Annotated in this window: 16 protein-coding genes and 1 pseudogene; 13 read left to right on the plus strand and 4 right to left on the minus strand. The window is 55.2% G+C overall.

The window, feature by feature from the left end; translation table 11 throughout:
* Window positions 1–617: 617 nt before the first annotated feature.
* The gene (locus GOV85_RS20690) at window positions 618–1,034 is read right to left on the minus strand and encodes a hypothetical protein (RefSeq protein ID WP_171181768.1); all 417 of its coding nucleotides are present in this window, start codon (window positions 1,032–1,034) and stop codon (window positions 618–620) included.
* A gap of 165 nt (window positions 1,035–1,199) precedes the next feature.
* Between GOV85_RS20690 and GOV85_RS20695 the strand changes: the two genes are divergently transcribed.
* Window positions 1,200–2,837, plus strand: a complete 1,638-nt coding sequence (locus GOV85_RS20695) for a winged helix-turn-helix domain-containing protein (protein WP_171181770.1) — start codon at window positions 1,200–1,202, stop codon at window positions 2,835–2,837.
* Window positions 2,838–2,897: 60 nt separating this feature from the next.
* Here the strand turns inward: GOV85_RS20695 and GOV85_RS20700 are convergent, their stop codons facing one another.
* Window positions 2,898–4,814, minus strand: a complete 1,917-nt coding sequence (locus GOV85_RS20700) for an adenylate/guanylate cyclase domain-containing protein (protein ID WP_171181772.1) — start codon at window positions 4,812–4,814, stop codon at window positions 2,898–2,900.
* 379 nt (window positions 4,815–5,193) lie between these two features.
* Complete coding sequence (locus GOV85_RS20705) at window positions 5,194–6,126, minus strand: LysR family transcriptional regulator (RefSeq protein ID WP_171181774.1); 933 nt, start codon at window positions 6,124–6,126, stop codon at window positions 5,194–5,196.
* Window positions 6,127–6,231: 105 nt separating this feature from the next.
* Between GOV85_RS20705 and GOV85_RS20710 the strand changes: the two genes are divergently transcribed.
* From GOV85_RS20710 to GOV85_RS20750, 9 genes are read left to right on the plus strand one after another with little or no spacing between them, the layout of a single operon-like run.
* Window positions 6,232–7,293, plus strand: coding sequence for a maleylacetate reductase (locus GOV85_RS20710; RefSeq protein ID WP_171181776.1), 1,062 nt, complete (start codon window positions 6,232–6,234; stop codon window positions 7,291–7,293).
* A 25-nt stretch (window positions 7,294–7,318) separates the two neighbouring features.
* Window positions 7,319–8,593, plus strand: a complete 1,275-nt coding sequence (locus GOV85_RS20715) for an ABC transporter substrate-binding protein (protein WP_171181778.1) — start codon at window positions 7,319–7,321, stop codon at window positions 8,591–8,593.
* Between the two features lie 49 nt (window positions 8,594–8,642).
* Window positions 8,643–9,362: an ABC transporter ATP-binding protein gene (locus GOV85_RS20720; RefSeq protein WP_171181780.1), complete on the plus strand. Its 720-nt coding sequence runs from the start codon at window positions 8,643–8,645 to the stop codon at window positions 9,360–9,362.
* Window positions 9,362–10,072, plus strand: a complete 711-nt coding sequence (locus tag GOV85_RS20725) for an ABC transporter ATP-binding protein (protein WP_171181781.1) — start codon at window positions 9,362–9,364, stop codon at window positions 10,070–10,072. The genes GOV85_RS20720 and GOV85_RS20725 overlap by 1 nt, the downstream gene beginning before the upstream one ends.
* Window positions 10,069–10,932 carry a branched-chain amino acid ABC transporter permease gene (locus GOV85_RS20730; RefSeq protein ID WP_171181783.1) on the plus strand — a complete coding sequence of 288 codons (864 nt, stop codon included), beginning with the start codon at window positions 10,069–10,071 and terminating at the stop codon, window positions 10,930–10,932. Before GOV85_RS20725 ends, GOV85_RS20730 begins: the two co-directional genes overlap by 4 nt.
* The gene (locus tag GOV85_RS20735; protein WP_253282986.1) at window positions 10,932–12,029 is read left to right on the plus strand and encodes a branched-chain amino acid ABC transporter permease; all 1,098 of its coding nucleotides are present in this window, start codon (window positions 10,932–10,934) and stop codon (window positions 12,027–12,029) included. Before GOV85_RS20730 ends, GOV85_RS20735 begins: the two co-directional genes overlap by 1 nt.
* A 1-nt stretch (window position 12,030) precedes the next feature.
* Window positions 12,031–13,788 (plus strand): FAD-dependent monooxygenase, encoded by a 1,758-nt coding sequence (locus GOV85_RS20740; RefSeq protein WP_171181785.1) that lies wholly within the window; start codon window positions 12,031–12,033, stop codon window positions 13,786–13,788.
* A gap of 39 nt (window positions 13,789–13,827) precedes the next feature.
* Window positions 13,828–14,712: an intradiol ring-cleavage dioxygenase gene (locus GOV85_RS20745; RefSeq protein WP_171181787.1), complete on the plus strand. Its 885-nt coding sequence runs from the start codon at window positions 13,828–13,830 to the stop codon at window positions 14,710–14,712.
* Between the two features lies 1 nt (window position 14,713).
* Window positions 14,714–15,535, plus strand: coding sequence for a 3-keto-5-aminohexanoate cleavage protein (locus GOV85_RS20750; RefSeq protein WP_171181789.1), 822 nt, complete (start codon window positions 14,714–14,716; stop codon window positions 15,533–15,535).
* 52 nt (window positions 15,536–15,587) lie between these two features.
* On the opposite strand, the gene GOV85_RS20755 is transcribed toward GOV85_RS20750, so the two are convergent.
* Window positions 15,588–15,812 (minus strand): hypothetical protein, encoded by a 225-nt coding sequence (locus GOV85_RS20755; RefSeq protein WP_171181791.1) that lies wholly within the window; start codon window positions 15,810–15,812, stop codon window positions 15,588–15,590.
* 476 nt (window positions 15,813–16,288) lie between these two features.
* On the opposite strand from GOV85_RS20755, the gene GOV85_RS20760 reads away from it, so the two are divergent.
* The 3 genes and pseudogenes from GOV85_RS20760 to GOV85_RS20770 all read left to right on the plus strand — a co-directional run.
* A complete protein-coding gene (locus GOV85_RS20760) occupies window positions 16,289–17,386 on the plus strand; it encodes an efflux RND transporter periplasmic adaptor subunit (protein ID WP_171181793.1) in 1,098 nt (365 codons plus the stop codon).
* On the plus strand, window positions 17,386–20,478 hold the full coding sequence (locus GOV85_RS20765; protein ID WP_171181795.1) for an efflux RND transporter permease subunit: 3,093 nt from the start codon (window positions 17,386–17,388) through the stop codon (window positions 20,476–20,478). Before GOV85_RS20760 ends, GOV85_RS20765 begins: the two co-directional genes overlap by 1 nt.
* A 347-nt stretch (window positions 20,479–20,825) precedes the next feature.
* Window positions 20,826–21,029: pseudogene (locus tag GOV85_RS20770) on the plus strand (cytochrome ubiquinol oxidase subunit I); the annotation flags it as partial.
* Window positions 21,030–21,101 lie beyond the last annotated feature (72 nt).

The following is a 21,101-nucleotide window of genomic DNA, read 5'->3' on the forward strand; positions in this document are numbered from 1 at the left end:
GGCTCGAGAGGCAACCAGATTTCTTGCCCTAGTAGATTGGCGGCAACGCCCGATGCGACAGCAAAGGAACCCGTCATCAAGGCATTGGGGTTTTGAGCACAGCAGAACATCGAAGCCGAGGTGGCACTGGCAGGCGCATTGGCATCCAAGATGATGTGGAAATGCCAAAGCGTCCTTCTAGTCGGTGCCTTGCCCGACAAGCGATCCGTGATCCGGTTTCACTTTCGCGATGAGCCGACGGTTTACGACACATTCTGGTTTCCGGCGCAGCGATGCGCGCCACCTTAGCTTTGTGCGCACAATCCAGAGCTGGAGGCTGACCTTTTCGTAGAAAACACTCTGAACGCGGTGGGTGGCATCGCTATGGGACGAACAACCTTGGCGAAAGAGACCGAGCTTGGGCCGTTTTTTTGAGCGGCGATCATCGACTTGCGAGGGCGTTTCAGAATTGGCTTCCGACAGCGCCCTATTCAAAAGTTCCCGATTTTTTTTGCTCGAGATCTCAACAAAATATTGGGTGTTCGTTGTCTGCGCAAATCCCCTTGCGGTCGGATATTAGTTGCCACAGCTCGTCATTCAAAAGATGGCTGCTGCACTACAACCAGACTGAGCCTGCCTCAGAGACCGGTAGAAGGCTCAAAGCTGTGAAGTTCGAAAGTCCTTTTTCCGTCGGCATTGAATTTTTGTATCGAGCCCCCAACACGGAGCACAGTCATACAGCGGTAGCGCCCTTTGTCGGCAACCATTGAAACGCAAACCTTATCTGTGTCTGTGATGGCAAAGGCACCCGCTCCGCTCCAACCACCGTTCATCAGCTCTCCGCTCACGATGTTATTCGGGTCATAGAAGAAGCGAAACGTCTTCTCTCCAGACGTGGCTGTGACGGTTTTGCCGATCAGAAGTTCCGCGATCTGTTCAGCTTTGAGACGCTCGGCTCCATTGTTCAATGCCGCTTCAAGATCAGATTGAGCGAATGCAGGGCTTCCTGCCAGGGCTACAGCAGCCACTACGCGAAGTGTTTTTAAGTGTACCATATCCTATCTCCATAAAGTGTTGGGCAAAGCAAAAGAACGTTAGCCAAGTAAACGCTAGTTGCAGCAGGCACGTCGGGCTTGATCAGAAGCTGATTTTTTCTGACATTCTTCTGACAATCCCCAAACTTCGTTGAGCCAAGGATAAAGCGGGGTGTAGGTTGCAGTATGTACCGTTTCTTGGAGTTCCGACTTGATCCGACGCAGGGTTTGAACCGCCTTGGCCAACCTGTTCCTTTGGAACCACAGGCCCTGCAATTGCTTGAGTTTCTGGTCAGGAACCGAGACAGGATCGTCAGCAAACACGAGATTATTGACGAGATTTGGGGTGGGGCCGCAATCACAGACGCTGCCTTGAACACGCGCATCCGGTCCGTACGCAAGGCTTTGGGAGACACCGCGGCAAATTCGGATTATATCAAAACCTACCCCAAGCGCGGGTTTCAATTTGTGGCCCCGGTTGAATCGGATGACGCCCTGCCCGAACGTCTTGCCAACACGCCGAAACCCGGCCTTCTCATCGCGGGTGCTCTGCTGGGTCTGGCCATAGCGCTGTTCTCAATTTCCTTTTTTGCCGACCGACAGAGATTGCCGGACAATGGAAAGCCCTCTTTGGCTATCGTGCGGTTTGACAACATTGGGGGCGAAAGAACAGGGCAGTATTTCGTCGATGGTCTCACCGACGACCTGAGCGCGCATCTTTCGCGCAATCGCGAACTGTTCGTCGTGTCCAGTGCAACCATGTTCTCTTACGCGAAGGATCAAGCAACCCCGCTTGAAATCGCACGCGATCTTGGCGTTGAGTATGTGGTCCGCGGTAGCGTTCGCCGCGTGGGTGGTCAGATGCGCGTGAGCGGAGAGCTTATCGATGTCGACAGTGCCGAAACCATCTGGGCCGAGGTTTTCGATCGCCAGGTGACAGATATCTTTGACGTTCAGGACGAGATTAGCCAGGCCATCGCCGGCCAATTGCTACCCAAAATCTATGAGTCTGGCGAAACGAGATCGCTGGGAAAACCAACGCAGGATATGGGGGCGTGGGATCTGTATCTGCGTGGTCGGGCGCGGCAGGCGATCTTTTCGCACGAGGCGCAACAGGACGCGGTGGCATTTGCGCAGGAAGCCATCGACACTGATCCTGGGTTCGCTGCGGCACACAGTCTGTTGGCCCGCGCGTTGGGCACGATTTTCTTCTTTCAGTGGTCAGACGCTCCTCAGGATACGCTGATAGCCGCAACCGCAGCGGCCAAACGGGCGATTGAGCTGGATGATCAGGACGCGCAGGCGCATGCAGCCCTTGGCTATATCTACCGCTTTACCGGTGAAGCAGATCCTGCCATCGCTAACCTTGAACGCGCCGTCGCACTTAACCCTAATGACGCACGCATCAGACTGGAACTGGCGCATACCTATGATTGGTTCAGAATGCAGGATCGCGCCCTGCCCGAGATAGAGATGGCGATCAGACTCAGTCCGCGCGATCCAATGTTGCAAAACATGTATTTTTATAAAGGGCACATCCTGTTTCACCTTGAACACTACGAAGAAGCGCTGGAAGCCGCCCGTAAGTTGGGCGCAGTGGCGACCAGCAATACGTGGCGGCTGTTTCATCATCTGCTGAGCGCCGCCACTCTTGCCGAAATGAACAAACCAGAAGAGGCACAAAAAGCCGTCGAGGCTGCGCTGAAGATTAACCCAAAACTGTCGATTTCAGCGATGCGTAGGCAATTCGTAGGGTCCAAAAACCATCCTGAAAACCGCCGAGTCTGGTTGGCGAGCCTGCAAAGAGCGGGCGTGCCTGAATAGTGCTTAGTTCTTTGTGAGCAGTCGGATGCAATAAACGCTCTGAACCGGCGGCTAGACGCGTTAACCTCCGTTTTCCACTTCCAAAGGGGCGTACTGTCCTTCGGGTAATCCCACAGCCCTATATGCTTCAACAAATGGACGGATAAGTTCATCCGGTCGCGCAAAACGCCGGTACATCCAAACGATATCGGCGATTTTAATATTTGGGCGGATTCTGTTGAGCCTGTCTCTCGCCGCCAATGCAGCGCTATGTGGACCAAGCTCGGCCAATATCGCGACCTCAATCGAAACCGACCACCACAGATCAGGCTGCGCACCTTTGCCGTACGTTTCCAATGCTGTTTCATAATCCTCATTTAGGAAGTGATACTCGGCAAGCGCCTGGAACCAGTTCGGGTCTGCTGCATTTGGGTCAAGGGCAATTGCGTTATCAACAAGAGCAGCGCCCAATTCCAGACGCCCGGACCAAATAAACTCGTAACCGATCTGGCCCTGCAGATAACGATCTGTCCCTAACGCGAGTGCGGTCTCGGCAGATGAGAAAAACCCATCAAGATCGCGCTGAATCTGCAAAACAAGAGCCAACAGGTAATGACTACGCGCCGAATACGGATTCAACGAAACGGCCCTGCGGGCGGCATCTTCGGCCCGAGCGATTTTTTCGTCCTGTGTGCCGTCATACAAACCGGTAAAGAACTTGACGTCCGTCAGAAGCGCCTCGGATAACTGCGCCCAGCCGCGCCAATAATCGGGTTCGTCCTCGACGACACGTTCTATACAACCACGGACGCGCTCTTGAATGTCTCGCCTGTTCATAAACCCGACACGCATCAGAGAACATTCATAAGACGACAAGTGTTCAGGAGATTTCGCGCGCGCGTGCCCGGCATGAATGCGTTTAATCGCGCCACCGGCGTCCCCGACTGCAGAGGCAACTTTTTCAGTAATTTGTAATTGAACGTCGAGAATATTCGATGTTGTGAGACTTTCGTCATACGCATCCGACCAGACCTGAAGGCCTGATGTTGTGTCGATCAGCCGTGCCGTCACGCGAAGGCGTTCTGAAACCTGCCGGACCGAGCCTTCCAGCACATAGTCCGCTCCGAATTTCTGCCTGATACTGCGCGGATCACTTTCTTTCGGATCAACAGTATGGGTGGACTGGCGGGACAATACATTGAGGTCCTGATAACTTCCTAGTTCAACGATGATGTCTTCGCCAATGCCTATCGCCAACAAATCGCGAGCATCAGTGTTGCTAAGGTTTTGAAATGGCAAAACAGCAACCGTCGGGCCAGTTGGTTCCGCCAAAATTACCCTGTCATCGAAAGTCGTGACGTTGGACTGCTCGCGACCAATTCCGATCCACCACGCCAAGAAACCCACCGCGCACAGGCAAATCAGCGCCGATGTGATTGCCATCAATAGGCGTTTGTTTGATTGCCGCCGAGGGGTAGAAGCTCCGTCGTACAAGACCCGGAAAACGCGAACTGGTTCTGCAATGTTCTTAAGTTTTTGCAGGCCAAGATCTTCAAATGCGGCTTCGACCTTGCCCATTGCCTGACCCACGACACTCTCGGAGACCGCGACACCACCAGGGTCGGCCAAACCTTCAAGACGCGAAGCAATATTCACCCCATCACCAAAAAGATCCCCGTCAGCGATCAGGACATCGCCGAGGTTAATACCGATCCGAAGCTGCAGCCGGGATCCATTGGCAAGTGTCGGCGCGGTCCTGGCCACAGCACGCTGAATATCGACACCACAGTTTACGGCATCTACGACCGAAGAAAATTCGACAAGGGCACCGTCTCCCATCAACTTGACGATGCGCCCATTATATCTGTCGATCGTAGGATCAAAAATCTCCGAACGCAGCAATTTGAGAGCGGACAATACCCCCGCTTCATCGTCTCCCATCAACGACGAAAACCCAACGACATCTGCAGCCATGATTGCGGCAAGTCGACGCTGCATAGGACCCTCCTAATCGCAGTCTAACTGATGTCGTAAATTCACGACAGTGCATGCCATGCCGGCTCGCTGCATTCGCGATGAATGACGGCTTTGCTCCCATCCTCTGTCGCCACGCGGCAAATCAGCCAGAACAGGCACCTTTATCGTCTGACCTGCACATCAGCCCAGTTTTTCCCAAAAGGAAGTCAGGATCAAACAGATCGATTTAGATGCCGGATGAACGGTGTAAGGCGAAAATGGCAAGGTTATGCCACTGATGGAAGGACTATCCATCGCCCAAAATCTACTGTGAAACGACATTAACCTTCGACTCTATTGGCAGCCAAAACGTCGTCGAAGAATTCGATCTCAGGCTTTTTTCAGGGCCGACCGCTCAGAGCTATCCTGACGCGTTGCAGATCAACCGATCAAGCGTTTCGAACTTCTGCTTGATGAAATCGAGCACACGGTTTGACGAGCCTGACGTGCTACGAGCATTTAGTGTGACGCAGCCCAAGTGACGATCGGGATCACCGATTTTTATCGGAAGTGCCGTCAGAGTTTTTTGCCTTTGCATCATGAAGACCACTGAAAACGGCAGAACGGTCAGGGAATCCGAGCCTGTTAGAACGTTCACAACTGCACTCAGAGACCCGCCGGTAAAACTTATTTTGAAGTCTCGCACGCCGATACCATAAAGCGTGTTTCGCAAATCACGAAACAGCGGGCTGTTGGCAGGTGGCGCAATCCAGGAATACTCGGTGATATCTTCCAGCTTCACCTCTTTCTTGCGCGCCAATGGGTGCCCAACGCGGCAAGCAATGACGTTTCGACCCGGTAGGATTTGACGAAACTCGTACTCATCTGACACGTCTGCCGGGCGCATAGGGAGAATGGCCAAATCCAGAGTTTCGGCGGACAACTGGGACAAAAGCTCGGCAGGGTATCCATAAGATTGGTCGATCCGAATATTTGGGTACTCGGCTTGAAACTCTGCAATAACGTTCGAGATGACACCGTCCATGAAGATCGGCGTGCCAGCAACCCGTACTGCACCGGCAAGACCTTGACGGTGTTCGTCGACAAGACGGCTTGCATGGCGACCAGCGCTCAGAATTCTTTGACCTTCCTGGGCCAAAGCAAGTCCCAGCTCAGTGGGTTGCAATGGCCTTCGGGTTGGCAGGAATAGAGGCTCCCCCACCCTATCCTCCAACAGAGAGACGCTTCTGGAGACACTGGGTTGCGATTTCCCAAGTAAAGCAGCGCCTTCGGTCAATCCGCCGGCTTCGACAATAGCGGCAAGAATCTCGAGATGTCTTGGATCAAGCTTCATAACCCAAAGTTATATTGAGCGTCGATAATTCGATCAAGAGTGCTGTCTTTGCCTGCTAGCGTTTCCTTCAGATCTGCAATCCAGCGCTTGTCAGGAATTCGCCCAATGGCTCTCAGTACCACCAGTATCAATGGCCAGAAAGTCCGGTTCGGCGCAGGTTTGCGTGACGACATCTGCACGGAACTAACAGCGCTGAGATCGAACAAAGCGCTCATCCTTTCGACACCTCAGCAAGTCGATATGGCCATGGAGCTTGCGACAACTGTTGGGGATCGTGCTGCGGGTGTCTTTACGCGAGCAACGATGCACACCCCGGTCGACGTGACGGAAGAAGCGGTTGAACACGCCCTGTCTGTAAATGCGGATAGCATCGTGTCTATCGGAGGAGGCTCAACGATTGGCTTAGGCAAGGCGATTGCCCTTCGGACCGATTTGCGGCAAATCGCCATCCCGACCACATATGCCGGTAGCGAGGCCACTCCGATCCTGGGTCAGACTGAGGATGGCATCAAAACTACCCTGACAGACCAGAAGGTTCTGCCGCGGGTCATTCTGTACGATCCCGAACTTGTTGCCTCATTACCGCCCGCAATGACCGTGACCAGCGCCATGAACGCGATGGCTCATGCCGCCGAGGCGCTTTATGCCAAGGACCGAACTGATAAGACCACGGAATTGGCCATCGAAGGTCTGAAGGCGTTTGCAGAGGGACTGCCAACCGTTGTCGGAAACCCCAACGACCTGAAAGCCAGAGAAGAAACGCAGCGTGGTGCATGGGCCTGCGGTACGGTGCTTGGTCTGGTCGGAATGGCGTTGCATCACAAGCTTTGCCATACGCTGGGCGGGTCCTTCAATCTGCCGCACGCGGAAACCCACGCAATCGTTCTGCCCCATGCCATCGCCTACAACGCGGTGGGTGTGCCAGAGCTTCTGTCGCCCGTGACAGACGTTCTTGGTGGCCTTGAACCGGGCCAGGCCCTTTGGGATTTTGCAAAGAGATTGGGCGCACCATTTGCTTTGAAAGACCTTGGCCTTTCAGAAAGCGATCTGGATCGCGCAACCGAAATCGCACTCAACAACCCGTATTGGAACCCGCAACCCGTCACTGCTGATGGGCTGCGGGCGCTTCTTCAAAACGCGTGGGCAGGCAACGCCCCAAGCGTTTGACTTCACCGTGTCAAGGGAGGGACACATGATCACACGACGCAAATTGCTGCAATCCAGCGCTGCAACCGGCCTGGGATTGGCCGCCGGCACGCTCGCTGCGCCCGCTATCGCTCAGGGCGCCAAGATCAAGTTGGGCTATGTCAGCCCGCAATCAGGTCCTCTGGCCGCCTTCTCCGAGGCGGACAAGTTTATTCTGGAGAATTTCGCCGCATCCGAAGCCGGTGCGAATTTCGAAGTCATCGTCAAAGACAGCCAGTCGAACCCGAACCGAGCGGCAGACATCGCGGGCGAACTGATCGTGGATGATGAGATCGACCTGATGCTGGTCGCTTCGACACCCGAAACGACCAACCCAGTTGCCTCGACCTGTGAGGCCGAGGAAGTACCGTGTATTTCCACCGTTGCGCCCTGGCAGCCATGGTTCATCGGCCAGCAGGGCAATCCTGGCGATCCAGCCAGCTGGGAGCCGTTCTATTACGCTTATCACTTCTTCTGGGGCCTTGAGGACGTGATCTCGGTTTTCACGGCAATGTGGAACCAGTTGGAGACCAACAAGCAGGTCGGTGCGCTGTTCCCGAATGACGGCGATGGCAACGCTTGGGGCGACCCAAATGTAGGTTTCCCGCCTGTTCTCTCAGAGTTGGGTTACACATTGACGGACCCCGGGCGGTACCAGAACCTTACCGATGATTTCTCAGCCCAGATCAACGCGTTCCGGCAGGCGAATGTTGAAATCGTAACCGGCGTTCCGATCCCGCCTGACTTCACCACTTTTTGGAGCCAGGCCAAACAGCAAGGTTTCACCCCGAAAGCCGCGAGCATTGGCAAGGCCATCTTGTTCCCGCAAGCCGTCGAAGCTTTGGGCAACGCAGGCAACAACCTGAGCTCTGAAGTTTGGTGGTCCCCCACCCATCCGTTCTCGTCATCGCTGACCGGCGCAAGCTCGGCTGAACTGGCGCAAGGGTACATGGCCGCCACCAACCGTCAGTGGACCCAACCCATCGGCTTTGTGCATGCGCTGTTCGAAATGGCAGCAAACGTCATGGGCCGGGTTGATGACGCGGGTGATGGGGATGCAGTGGCCGAAGCCATCGCAGCTACGCAGCTTGACTCTATTGTCGGCCGGATCGCCTTTGATGGCGCGGGCCTGCCCCCCTTCGCCGCTCAGAACGTCGCAAAGACACCATTGGTAGGTGGGCAGTGGAGGCTGCTCGACAGTGGCAGCTATGACCTCGTGATCGTCGACAACTCTTCAGCGCCCGAGGTACCGACCGCGGGGGTGATGGAAGAAATCTCCTAATCGCAATGAAATCAACGCCCCGGATTTATTCCGGGGCAGGAACACCGGTATGACCATTCTTTCGCTTAAAAACGTCTCGAAAAGCTTCGGTGCTCTGACCGTCACCGACGATGTCAGCTTCGACGTCGAGCAAGGCCAAGCCCTTGGGATCATTGGCCCAAACGGGGCCGGGAAGTCGACGCTGTTCAACCTGATCACGGGCAACCTGACCTCTGATGCGGGTTCGATCCATTTCGATGGTGCTGACGTTACTCGCGCGCCACCTATGCAACGATGCTTGTCGGGTATTGGGCGATCGTTCCAGATCCCTCAGCCGTTTGATCATCTGACTGTATTCGAGAACCTGCTGGTGGCTGCGACGCATGGACAGAACAAGTCCGAACACGAGGTCGAACAGAACTGCGCCCGCATTCTTGAGCAAACGGAATTGCTGGAAGTTGCCAATGACACAGCTGGTGGATTGCGGCTGCTGCAACGCAAACGGCTAGAGCTGGCGCGCGCCATGGCAACAAACCCAAAGCTGTTGCTGCTGGACGAAATCGCCGGGGGTTTGACCGACGCGGAATGCACCGCGCTGATCAACACCATCAAGGGACTGCACAGCAGCGGAGTGACGATCATCTGGATCGAACATGTCCTGCATGCGCTCACATCGGTCGTTGAACGGCTGCTGGTTCTGGATTTCGGGAAGGTGATCGGTCTGGGCGATCCGGACGAGATCATGAACAGCCGGGAAGTCAAAGAAATCTATCTGGGGATCGAAGTCTGATGAGTCTGCTGGAAACCCATACGCTGACCGCCCACTACGGAGATTTCCAAGCCCTGTTTGGCGTGGATGTGCATCTGGATGAAGGCGAAACAGTTGCCATCATCGGTGCAAACGGGGCGGGCAAATCGACCCTCATGCGCTCAATCTCGGGCGTTCTGACCAACGGTTCCGGCCAAGTGCGCTTTGACGGACAGCCCATCGGAGACCTCGGTGCGGACGAGATCATGGCGCGCGGAGTGGCCATGGTACCCGAGGGGCGTCGGCTGTTTCCTTCCCTAAGTGTCGAGGAAAACCTACTGATCGGAACCTATGGCCGAAAGGTATCGGGCCATTGGTCCCTGCAAACAATCTACGACCTGTTCCCAATCCTGAAAGAGCGCCGGAACCATCCCGGTACAGCCCTGTCTGGCGGGCAACAGCAGATGGTTGCAATCGGTCGCGCGCTGATGAGCAATCCCCGTGTTCTGCTCTGTGACGAGATCAGCCTTGGCCTCGCGCCGGTAGTCATCAAAGACATCTACGATGCCGTCCCTCGCATTCAGGAGGCCGGAGCCAGCCTCATCGTTGTGGAACAGGATATTGGCCAGGCAATGAAGGTCTCCGACCGCGTCTATTGCATGATGGAAGGCCGCGTCACGCTGGAAGGCACAGCAGACACGCTCAGCCGCGAGGTCATACACGACGCCTATTTCGGAGGAGCCGCCGCATGATCTGGATCGATACCATCATTCAGGGTGTTTTGCTGGGCGGGCTTTATGCGCTGTTCGCAGCAGGCCTTAGCCTTGTGTTCGGGATCATGCGCTTGGTTAATCTGGCCCATGGTGATCTGATCGTCTTTGCCGCCTATCTGATCCTTCTGTTGGTCTCGCTGCTGGGGCTCTCGCCGATTCTGGCAGCAATTATTGCCGCGCCGATAATGTTCGGTGTGGGCTGGGCCTTGCAGAGACATGTGCTGAACCGCGTGCTGGGGCCTGATATCCTGCCGCCCTTACTTGTGACGTTCGGTTTGTCGGTCGTCTTGCAGAACGCATTACTCGAAGGGTTCTCGGCGGATAGCCAACGTCTGCCTGCGGGTGAGATCACGACTGCGTCTGTTCAGGTGGGCGGATTGAACCTCGGCGTTCTGCCATTGTTAACCTTCGCATCGGCAATTCTTGTAATCGTTGGTCTGAACCAACTTTTCTATCGCACCGAATTGGGTCGGGCGTTCCGTGCAACTTCGGATGATGCGGTGACCGCTGGTCTCATGGGAATCCGCCCCGAACGCATTTTTGCGACCGCAACAGCGATTGCCATGCTCGTCGTTACACTAGCGGCCCTGTATCTGGGAATGCGCGCGAACTTTGACCCCAATATCGGCCCTGCGCGTCTCATCTACGCCTTTGAGTCTGTGATCATTGGCGGTCTGGGCAGCCTATGGGGCACGCTGATCGGCGGTATCATCATTGGTGTCGCTCAGACTGTCGGCGCGGCGATCAATCCCGAATGGCAAATCCTGGCCGGTCATCTGGCCTTTCTCATCGTGCTTCTGATCAAGCCCAGAGGCCTGTTTCCAAGGGCGGTGGACTGATGACTGATACTGCAATGTACCGCGTCCAGACACAGACCCGCGCGTCCCACAGCGCAGGAGCGGTCTGTATCGCTTTGATCATCCTGTTCATCCTGCTGCCGACCTTCGCCAGCAGAGGCTTGATCCAAGACCTGTTCTTTATCTTCACTATGTTGGTTTTGGCGCAATTCTGGAACCTGCTCGCAGGATATGGCGGGCTGGTGTCCGTCGGGCAGCAAGCTTTCGTAGGCATGGGAGCCTATGCCATGTTTGGCGGTGTCATCCTGTGGGGCTTGGACCCGGTTCCGGCAATCCTTTTGGGCGGCGTCGCAGCCCTGATCGTCGCTATCCCCACGGCCTTTTTCACCTTCCGCCTGCAAGGGGCCTATTTCGCCATCGGCACCTGGGTCATCGCAGAGGTCATGCGCCTGCTGGTGGCCCAGTGGAAAATGCTCGGCGGCGGCACCGGAACCTCTCTGCCCCGCACTGCAACCCGCGAGATGTGGGCGACCGAATGGATCCAGACCACGTTTGACGTTCGCGGCGCGGCAGCGCGAGATATCCTGACCTATTGGCTGGCCTTGGCGCTGGTGATCGCAACGATTGCCGGTATCTACTGGCTGCTGAGAACAAAGCGTGGGCTGGCACTGGCCGCAGTCCGGGACAATGTTGAAGCGGCGAAATCCGTCGGTGTCGATGCAGCGCGGATGAAATGGCTTGTTTACCTTGTTTCAGCAGCAGGAACCGGGCTGACCGGTGCGCTAATCTATGTGCAAAAGCTGCGGATTTCACCAGATGCGGCGTTCTCGGTCACTGATTGGACGGCTTACGTGATCTTCATCGTGGTGATCGGCGGTATCGGTACCATCGAAGGCCCAATCCTGGGCGTGCTGATCTTCTTCATCTTGCAAAGCCTGCTGGCGGACTACGGCTCTTGGTACCTCATGGTACTAGGGCTGATCGGGATCGCCATCATGCTGTTTGCGCCGCGCGGTCTGTGGGGACTGATCTCGGAAAAGACCGGGCTGCAGTTGTTTCCCGTGCGCCGTCGCCTTGTGATTGCGAATGCAAAAGACGGCTTCGAAACGATTCAATCTGACAATAGAAGGGAGGCGTAACATGGCCACCATCACAACGGATGTCCTGATCATCGGGACTGGACCGGCAGGCTCTGCAACGGCGGCACTGCTGTCGAGCTATGGCGTCGAGAACATGGTCATCAACCGCTATCGCTGGCTAGCCAACACGCCACGGGCGCATATCACCAATCAGCGCACGATGGAGGTGCTGCGCGATCTGGGTCACGAGGTCGAGGCCGAAGCCTATATGCATGCCGCGCATCAGGACTTGATGGGTGAAAATGTGTTCTGCGAAAGCCTCGCGGGCGAAGAAATCGGACGGATGAAAAGCTGGGGTAATCATCCTCTGTCCAAGGCCGAACACCTGCTGTCCAGCCCGACGATGATGAACGATCTGCCACAAACATTCATGGAGCCGATCTTATTTGGCACGGCCTGCCGCCGAGGCACGCAAGCGCGGATGAGCATCGAATACTTGCGACATGAGCAAGATGCAGATGGTGTGACAACGACGTGTTTGGATCGTTTGTCAGGCGAAGAAATCACGATCCGGTCGAAATACCTGGTCGGAGCGGATGGGGGCAATTCTCTGGTCGCCGAACATGCCGGTCTGCCTTTCGAAGGACAGATGGGCGTCGGCGGGTCCATGAACATCCTGTTCCGCGCAGATCTCAGTAAATATGTCGCGCATCGGCCGTCGGTCCTCTACTGGGTGATGCAACCAGGCGCGAATGTCGGTGGCATCGGCATGGGTCTGGTCCGCATGGTCCGCCCATGGAACGAATGGCTCATTGTCTGGGGCTATGACATCAACCAACCAGCGCCCGAAGTTGACGAGGCCATGGCTACGCAGGTTGCGCGCCAGCTTGTTGGCGACCCCGAGCTTGAGATCGAATTGATCAGCGCCAACACCTGGACCGTCAACAACATGTACGCGACCCATATGCAGAAGGATCGCGTGTTCATCATGGGTGATGCGGCGCACCGCCATCCGCCGTCAAACGGGCTGGGGTCGAACACGTCGATTCAGGATAGCTTCAACCTCGCCTGGAAACTGGCGGCTGTCCTGAAAGGCCATGCCGGAGAAAACCTGCTGGACAGCTACAGCGAGGAACGTGCGCCAGTGGCAAAGCAGATCGTCACAAGGGCCAATCAATCCATCGGTGAATTCGGACCGATCTTTGAATCGCTCGGAATGGCCGAAGGCGTCGACCCAGAGGTCATGCAAAGCAACCTTGAGGCACGCTCGGGATCAACGCCTGAAGCTGCGGCACAAAGACAAGCCATTCGCGAGGCGATTGCCTTCAAGAAATATGAGTTCGATGCGCATGGCGTGGAAATGAACCAACGCTACGACTCCTGTGCGATTGAAACGGATGGTCAACCCAATCCCGGTTTTGATCAGGATGCTGAGCTGCACTACCAGCCGACGACATGGCCCGGTGCGCGCATTCCGCATGTCTGGGTGTTCGATCATGACACCGGGAACAAGCATTCAACGCTGGATCTGTGCGGTCGTGGAGAATTCACTGTGCTGACCGCAATTGGTGGCGAGGCCTGGGTAAAAGCAGCCGAGATTATCGCGAAAGAGCTGGGCATGCCCATTCGCTGTCACGTTATCGGCCCGCGCCAAACCTATGTTGACCACACCGGGGATTGGGCGCGCGCGTCCGAGATTTCGGATACAGGCTGTTTGTTGGTCCGTCCTGATCAACATGTGGCGTGGCGCTCAGCCGATATGGTTGCGGATGCCCAAGCCGAACTACGTCGCGCGCTGACAACAGTACTTTCGCGATGAGCCAATCTGGAGCAAACTTACACAAGTCAGGAGGCCAAAATGGGCTCGCATGAGATGGGATACTTTACCGAAGAAAACTCGGCCGAGGTCGTCACCGCACGGAACAAAAACGCAGAAAGCGAACGGCTGAAGCAGGTGATGGAGGTCATCACGCGAAAGCTCCATGAAGCCGTGAAGGAAATTGAACCGACGCAGCAGGAGTGGTTTGAGGCGATCATGTTCCTGACCAAGGTCGGGCACATGTGCGATGACTGGCGGCAAGAATACATTCTTCTGTCCGATGTTCTGGGCGTGTCGATGCTGGTGGATGCCGTGAATTCTCGTCGCCCAACCGGAGCCTCCGAGAATACTGTTCTGGGTCCTTTCCATGTGGGCGGCGCGCCGGAATATGAGATGGGGCACAACATTTGTCTCGACCAAAAGGGTGAGGACATGGTGGTGCGAGGTCGTGTCACCGATGTGGAAGGCAACCCGTTGGAAGGCGTCAAGATTGATGTCTGGCAAGCCAATGATGACGGGTTTTACGACGTACAACAGAAAGGTATTCAGCCCGATTTCAACCTGCGCGGCGTCTTCACAACCGGTGTTGATGGGACCTATTGGTTCCGTGCGGTGCGGCCAAAGAACTATCCAATCCCGGATGACGGGCCGGTTGGCGATCTGTTGAAGCGTCTGGGACGGCACCCGTTTCGGCCAGCGCATCTGCACTATATCGTGTCGAAAGACGGGTATGACGACCTGACAACCCATATCTTTGATCCCGATGACAAATACATCAACTCGGACGCAGTATTTGGGGTCAAAGAGAGTCTGATCGCAGAGTTCAATCGCGTCGATGACCCGGCACGATCTGCAGAAGTTGGCTTTGAGGGCCCGTATTGGGACGTTGAATTCGATTTCGTTCTTGCCCCCAAAGAGGCGTGACATGGCAGAGCCTTGTATAATTTGCGTCGCGATCACCGGATCATTGCCGACCAAGGCCAACAACCCGGCGGTGCCGATAACGGTCGAGGAACAAATCGAAAGCACACACGCGGCATTCGAGGCAGGAGCGACGATCTGCCATGCTCATGTTCGCAACGATGATCAAACACCGTCGAGCGACCCTGAGAAGTTCGCAAGGTTGAAAGAGGGGCTGGAGAAACACTGCCCCGGTATGATCATTCAGTTTTCAACCGGAGGACGGTCCGGAGCGGGCAAGACGCGTGGTGGCATGTTGCCGTTGCGACCGGACATGGCCTCTTTGTCGGTAGGATCGAACAACTTCCCCACACGCGTCTACGAAAACCCGCCCGATCTGGTCGACTGGTTGGCGGCTGAGATGGTGACGTATGACATCAAGCCTGAGATCGAAGCCTTCGATCTCAGCCATATTCTGAAAGCGGCTGAGATGCACACGAAAGGGCAGATAAAAAACACGCCCTATGTGCAGTTCGTCATGGGTGTCAAAAACGCAATGCCTGCTGATCGGGACGTCTTTGATTTCTACGTGAAAACTGTCAACCGGCTGTTTCCGGGGGCACCTTGGTGTGCGGCCGGCATCGGTGCGCAACAAGAGGTTCTGAACCACTGGGCGATTTCCTCAGGTGGTCATGCGCGAACGGGGTTAGAAGATAACGTGCGCCTGGATCGCAATACGCTGGCACCATCAAACGCAGCGCTCGTGATGCGGACTGCTGAAATCTGCGCCCAGTACAATCGTCCGGTTGCCACAGTTGATCAGGCACGAGACATTCTGGGGCTGTAAATCGGGATTACGGACTATCAAGAAGTGACAACCCCGGGCCAAAACGACAGGTCTAAGGCTCGAATTTACTTTGAGGCGGTGTTCGCTCAAGTTCTTGCGTGATCGGGATATGGTCGGCAACATCACCCGGCGGTAGCTGGAATTGACCTTTGAACCAATCCGCCGCCTTCCATGCCTTTTTGACTTGCTCAATCATGTCCCTAGACAATGAAACGAAGTTCCACCAGCCACAACGCACCTCCCTCAGCGATGCGCGGAAGGTTGCGATAAGACGCATACCCTATTCACCTGTGCGAACGCTTGTTTTGACACCAGGTCCAAGGATCATCATTTGCCCCAGCAACGGAAAATGCACATCTGGCGAAAGTATGAAACCGACGCAGAATGTCTCAGACTGCATCGTATAGGGGCTGGATTTTCCACAAGCCGCTCTTGGCTGTGTTCTGGCACACAGAAATCTCTGGGTATTTGTCTTCCGGCGCAGCTTCTCTAATTTCAAAAAAACAGCCTTCTGCACGATCGATAAGACAAACGGCAGCATCAAGGCGACGTCGTGCTGCGAAGTTGTCAGCCTAAAATTTTGGTCGCCTGAATAGGTTTAGTCAGAATTCTCTTCTTCGCAGTAAATAAATTCGGATTTTTGACTTTGTTAAATAAGCGCGTACAATTTCAACAGCTTTAGGCGCAAAATCCGCAAGTTGGGCCACCTTCACAGAGACGAAGAGAGAAATGCGGGTCGTACGGGAGGGGGATATGAGGAAACTATCTGTTTGGCTTTTTGCTTTCGTGTTGCTTACCGGCTGCTGGGAGAAGGAAGAAGAAGCGACCGAAACAACAATCCGACCTGTCAGAGCAACTGAGATTTCTGACCTTTCGAGTTTGCATGATCGTTACTTTGTGGGAACGGCCAGAGCTGCACGCGAAGTATCATTGGCCTTTCGCGTGCCGGGCAATGTTGTTGGCGTCGACGTTCAGGTTGGTGACCTTGTGACGAAAGGTGCTGTTGTCGCGGCCTTGGATCCGGCCCCCTACCAGGCTGAAGTCGATCGGCTTACTGCTGAGCTTGAGAGCGCGCAGGCGACGTTCGAAAACGCCAAATTGCAAACAGATCGGCAGCGATCGTTGGTTGAAAAAGATGTTGCCGCTCAGGCGACACTCGACCGGTTTGTTGCAGGCGAAACGTCAGCTCAGGCAGCAATCAATTCTGTTCAAGGCGCACTGGACAGAGCGACTTTGGATTTAACCTATACGAGCTTGGCCGCACCGTTCGATGGTCGTGTTGTCGCCAAATACATTGAAGATTTTGAAGAAGTCGCAGCACAAACCCCAGTGCTGCGCATTCTGGATGCCGAGCACATCGAAGTGGTGATCGATATCCCCGAACGATACATTGCCCTTATCCCGCACATTGAAGACATAACCGTCACTTTTGACGCTTTGGGGGACGTTGTTCTACCCGCAGAAATTAGTGAGATTGGATCAGAGGCTTCTGCAACGACGCGAACATTCCCTGTCACATTGATAATGGAGCAGCCCGAAGACGCACTTGTTCTTCCGGGTATGGCAGGGCGCGTTCGCGGAAAACCAAAGGAAGGGCACGAACCATTCGATGCGATCATGGTTCCTGCCAGCGCGGTTTTCGTGCCTGAAGGGGAAACCGATCCGCATGTCTGGGTGTTTGATACCGGCTCAGAAACCGTAACGGCAAGGAAGGTTTCGCTTGGCACTCCACGGTCGCAAGGGGTGGCCGTTAGTGAAGGTTTGGAATTTGGTGACGTGGTAGTCACTGCCGGGGCAAACTCTCTGCGAGAAGGTCAGAAAGTTTCGCTGCTTTCTGAGGACACGGACTAATGGGTTTGGCGGCTTTTTCGATCCGCAACGCCAAATTTGTTTGGTTCACTGTCGTCATGCTCACGTTGGGCGGCATTTCAGCTTTCTTTAGCCTTGGGCAGTTGGAAGACCCCGAATTCACAATCAAGACTGCTGTTGTGACCACCCTCTATCCTGGTGCCAGCCCGGACGAAGTTGAGCAGGAGGTTACCGAACGGATCGAACTAAAACTCCAAGAGATCAAAGAGATTGACTACATCTCGAGCGAAAGCAGGGCGGGTGTGTCGACAATCAAAGTCGAGATCCGCCCGAACTATTGGTCGGATCAACTACCGCAGATCTGGGACACGTTGCGTCGCAAAGTCAGAGACGTTGAAACAGACCTGCCACCAGGTGCTGGTCGCCCTGCGATCAATGATGATTTCGGTGATGTTTTCGGTCTACTTCTGGCGATGACGTCTGATGGCTTCTCCGCCCGCGAGCTTGACGATTTTGCCGAAGACTTCAAACGAGAGCTTTCGTTGATCGACGGCGTTGGCCGAGTCGATCTTTGGGGGGATCGCGATAGGGTCATCTATTTGGAGACACGGGAAGAAGCCTTGGCAGCATTGGGCGTTTCGGCTCAGACCATCCTAAATACCTTGCAAACCCAAAACGCGATTGTGGATGCAGGCCGCGTAAATATCGGCGACTATCGCATGCGCATTGCGCCAAGCGGCGCATTCACCAGCCCGAAAGACATCGCTGATTTGGTTGTTCGGCCAAGCGGTCTGGACCAAGCTCAAAGCGGTCAGCGCCGTGGACCAGAGTTACTAAGGCTTGGTGAAATCGTTGAGGTCCAGGAAGGCTATGCTGATCCACCGACGACCATGATGCGTTATAACGGCCTTCCATCTATTGGTTTGGCGATATCCTTCCAGTCTGGTGTCAACGTTGTCAGCGTTGGTGAGGCCGTAGACGCCAGAGTAACGGAACTGATCGCAGGCCTGCCGGTAGGCATCGAGGTAGAACGGGTTCATTGGCAATCTGACGACGTGAATCTGGCAGTCAGCAGCTTCTTAGTCAGCCTTGGACAAGCTGTCGCGATTGTTCTGGTCGTTTTGACCCTGGCGATGGGTGTTCGCATGGGGATCATAATAGGTAGCGGATTGATCCTGACGATACTTGCCACCTTTATCCCGCTCGCGATGCTAGGAATAGATCTTCAACGCATGTCCTTGGGCGCGTTGATCATTGCGCTTGGTATGATGGTCGATAACTCGATCGTGGTTGCAGATGGCGCCATGGTTCGAATGTCACAGGGAATGGACCGGGCGAAAGCCGCTATCGACGCTGCCACGCGCCCCGCTATGTCTCTGCTTGGTGCAACATTTGTTGCGGTTATGGCGTTCTACCCAATCTTTGCCTCCGTTGAGAGCGCGGGAGAATACTGCCGGACGCTGTTTTCGGTTGTCGGGATCGCGTTGTTGGTCAGTTGGTTATTGTCGATGACAGTCACGCCTTTACAGTGCGTGGCCATGCTGCCGGACCCTAAGGGTGGAGCCAAGGAGACCTTTGACACCGGTCTATACGCCGTATACCGCCGCTTTCTGGCCGCCGCGATCCGGGTTCGCTATCTGACGATCGGAGTCGCCGTCGCTGCGCTGGTTATTGCCGGGATCGGGTTTGGGACCGTTACACAGTTGTTCTTCCCGACCTCTTCGATGACCAAATACATGATCGACTATTACGCCCCTGAAGGAACCCGGATCGAAGCGGTTTCCGAGGCCGTCACGCGGATCGAAGCGCAAGTGGAAATGGATGATCGCGTGACCGGTATCGCAAGCTTTATCGGCGCTGGCCCGCCGCGTTTCTACTTGCCGGTCGACCCTGAAGGAACAAACCCGTCCTACGCGCAAGTCATCGTGAACGTCGAGGATTATCGCGACATTCCAGAGATGACCAAAGAGATCTCGCTTTGGATTGCAGCCATTATGCCTGAGGCGACCTCCTTCACACGTCAATTCGGTGTGGGGCCCAGCAATACTTGGGCGTTCGAAAACCGCATCATCGGCCCAGCGGATGCCGATCCTGAGACTTTACGCGAAATTGGCGACAGAGCCGTCGCGATACTGGATCAGCACCCATGGACAAAGGTAGCACGCACCGATTGGCGCAACCGTGTCCTGAAAACAGTCCCCGACTATGACCAGGATCGGGCACGATGGACCGGCATCACATACGAAGATCTTGGAAATACGACAAAGCGTGCATTCGACGGACGCTCGGTCGGCCTCTACCGCGAAGGTGACGAGTTGTTGCCCATCATTGTTCGACCTGGCGCGGACGACGTGGCTGCCGTGGATAACTTTGAACTGCTGCAACTGCAGTCACCGTTTTCTGTCGAGCCTGTTCCACTGGCGCAGGTTGTTCGCGGTGTGAATATCCAACCCGAGGACCCCACGATCAATCGCCGCGACCGGCGCCGTGTTTTGACCGTTCAGGCCAATCCGATCGACAGTGTCACTCTGCCCAGCTATCGCGCTGCAGTTCTCGCTGATTTTGACGCTTTGGAGGCTGACTTGCCGCCGGGCTATAGCATGGAATGGGGCGGAGAATACGAAGACACGGTGTCTGCGCAAGCGTCCTTGATTCCGGGGATGATACCTGCGTTTTCGATCATGGCGCTTATCGTCGTCGGACTATTCAACTCATACCGCAGACCGCTGGTCATTTTCCTGACCGTGCCGTTTGTGCTGATAGGCATTGTTCCGAGCTTGCTGCTCACGAATACACCTTTTGGGTTCGTAGCACTGCTGGGGGGCATGAGCCTGGCGGGCATGATGATCAAAAACGCAATCGTTCTGATCGACCAGATCAACGATAACTTGGCCGAAGGTCAGCCGGGCTATGACGCGGTTTTGAATGCAGGGGCCTCACGGCTTCGCCCCGTGGTACTGGCCGCGGCCACGACAGTTCTGGGTGTGATACCGCTGCTGCCTGACGTGTTCTGGGTGGGTCTTGCCGTTACGATCATGGGCGGGCTAACGGTGGGCACGATGCTCACAATGATATTGGTCCCGGTTTTGTTCGCCACGCTGAGTGGCATTCGACATTCACCGAAAGCCGTTTGATATCGCCTTTCAAACAGCCTTTAGATCGCCTTTGCAAAGCAGGCGTCTTTTGAGTTTAGGTATTAATTTCTGGGGGGAGTAAATTGGACAATACGGTACTGTACTTCTTAGTTGGCATCTTCGTGGTTGGTCTAATCTCGTTGGGATACTTCGCCAGAGGTAGCGGAGCGCTTTGGGTGATTGTGGTGTTGTTGAGTGTGTTGGTGGTAATGATTGCATTTTTTGGAGGTTACTTCGGCGAAACTCCCAAGTGAGGCTGGTTGCGGGAAGCACCAGTTGAACCGAGCACAAGGCTCTTTGCTCCAAGCTTTTGCTTTTCGATCGAATAGATGGATTGCCTGTTTTAACTCACCACTTCTTTCATGGTGGCCGGGGTTGCGGCATGGCACCTGCTAAGTGGTAATCGCGCGGCCGAGGTCACCCGCATGTTCTCGATGGCAAAGTGGATGGCCGTTCTGGTCACCCCTCTGCAGATCGTTGCCGGCGATCTTCATGGTTTAAACACACTGGAGCATCAGCCGCAGAAAGTGATGGCGATGGAGGGTCCGTATTGAGGCCCAGATCAACCGCTACGACGGCAGCTACGATGCGGTGCGGCGCTATGCGGCCAGTTGGTCGAAGGT

This window comes from Ruegeria sp. HKCCA4633 (genome assembly GCF_013034605.1).
Classification (GTDB): Bacteria; Pseudomonadota; Alphaproteobacteria; order Rhodobacterales; family Rhodobacteraceae; genus Ruegeria.

What these genes read in the sequence shown, in the direction of transcription:
- GOV85_RS20715 (WP_171181778.1), top strand. Translation starts at nt 7,319, where the DNA reads ATGATCACACGACGCAAATTGCTGCAATCCAGCGCTGCAACCGGCCTG.
- GOV85_RS20765 (WP_171181795.1), top strand. Translation starts at nt 17,386, where the DNA reads ATGGGTTTGGCGGCTTTTTCGATCCGCAACGCCAAATTTGTTTGGTTC.
- GOV85_RS20695 (WP_171181770.1), top strand. Translation starts at nt 1,200, where the DNA reads ATGTACCGTTTCTTGGAGTTCCGACTTGATCCGACGCAGGGTTTGAAC.
- GOV85_RS20690 (WP_171181768.1), bottom strand. Translation starts at nt 1,034, where the DNA reads ATGGTACACTTAAAAACACTTCGCGTAGTGGCTGCTGTAGCCCTGGCA.
- GOV85_RS20710 (WP_171181776.1), top strand. Translation starts at nt 6,232, where the DNA reads ATGGCTCTCAGTACCACCAGTATCAATGGCCAGAAAGTCCGGTTCGGC.
- GOV85_RS20730 (WP_171181783.1), top strand. Translation starts at nt 10,069, where the DNA reads ATGATCTGGATCGATACCATCATTCAGGGTGTTTTGCTGGGCGGGCTT.
- GOV85_RS20705 (WP_171181774.1), bottom strand. Translation starts at nt 6,126, where the DNA reads ATGAAGCTTGATCCAAGACATCTCGAGATTCTTGCCGCTATTGTCGAA.
- GOV85_RS20735 (WP_253282986.1), top strand. Translation starts at nt 10,932, where the DNA reads ATGACTGATACTGCAATGTACCGCGTCCAGACACAGACCCGCGCGTCC.
- GOV85_RS20755 (WP_171181791.1), bottom strand. Translation starts at nt 15,812, where the DNA reads ATGCGTCTTATCGCAACCTTCCGCGCATCGCTGAGGGAGGTGCGTTGT.
- GOV85_RS20740 (WP_171181785.1), top strand. Translation starts at nt 12,031, where the DNA reads ATGGCCACCATCACAACGGATGTCCTGATCATCGGGACTGGACCGGCA.
- GOV85_RS20760 (WP_171181793.1), top strand. Translation starts at nt 16,289, where the DNA reads ATGAGGAAACTATCTGTTTGGCTTTTTGCTTTCGTGTTGCTTACCGGC.
- GOV85_RS20720 (WP_171181780.1), top strand. Translation starts at nt 8,643, where the DNA reads ATGACCATTCTTTCGCTTAAAAACGTCTCGAAAAGCTTCGGTGCTCTG.
- GOV85_RS20750 (WP_171181789.1), top strand. Translation starts at nt 14,714, where the DNA reads ATGGCAGAGCCTTGTATAATTTGCGTCGCGATCACCGGATCATTGCCG.
- GOV85_RS20700 (WP_171181772.1), bottom strand. Translation starts at nt 4,814, where the DNA reads ATGCAGCGTCGACTTGCCGCAATCATGGCTGCAGATGTCGTTGGGTTT.
- GOV85_RS20745 (WP_171181787.1), top strand. Translation starts at nt 13,828, where the DNA reads ATGGGCTCGCATGAGATGGGATACTTTACCGAAGAAAACTCGGCCGAG.
- GOV85_RS20725 (WP_171181781.1), top strand. Translation starts at nt 9,362, where the DNA reads ATGAGTCTGCTGGAAACCCATACGCTGACCGCCCACTACGGAGATTTC.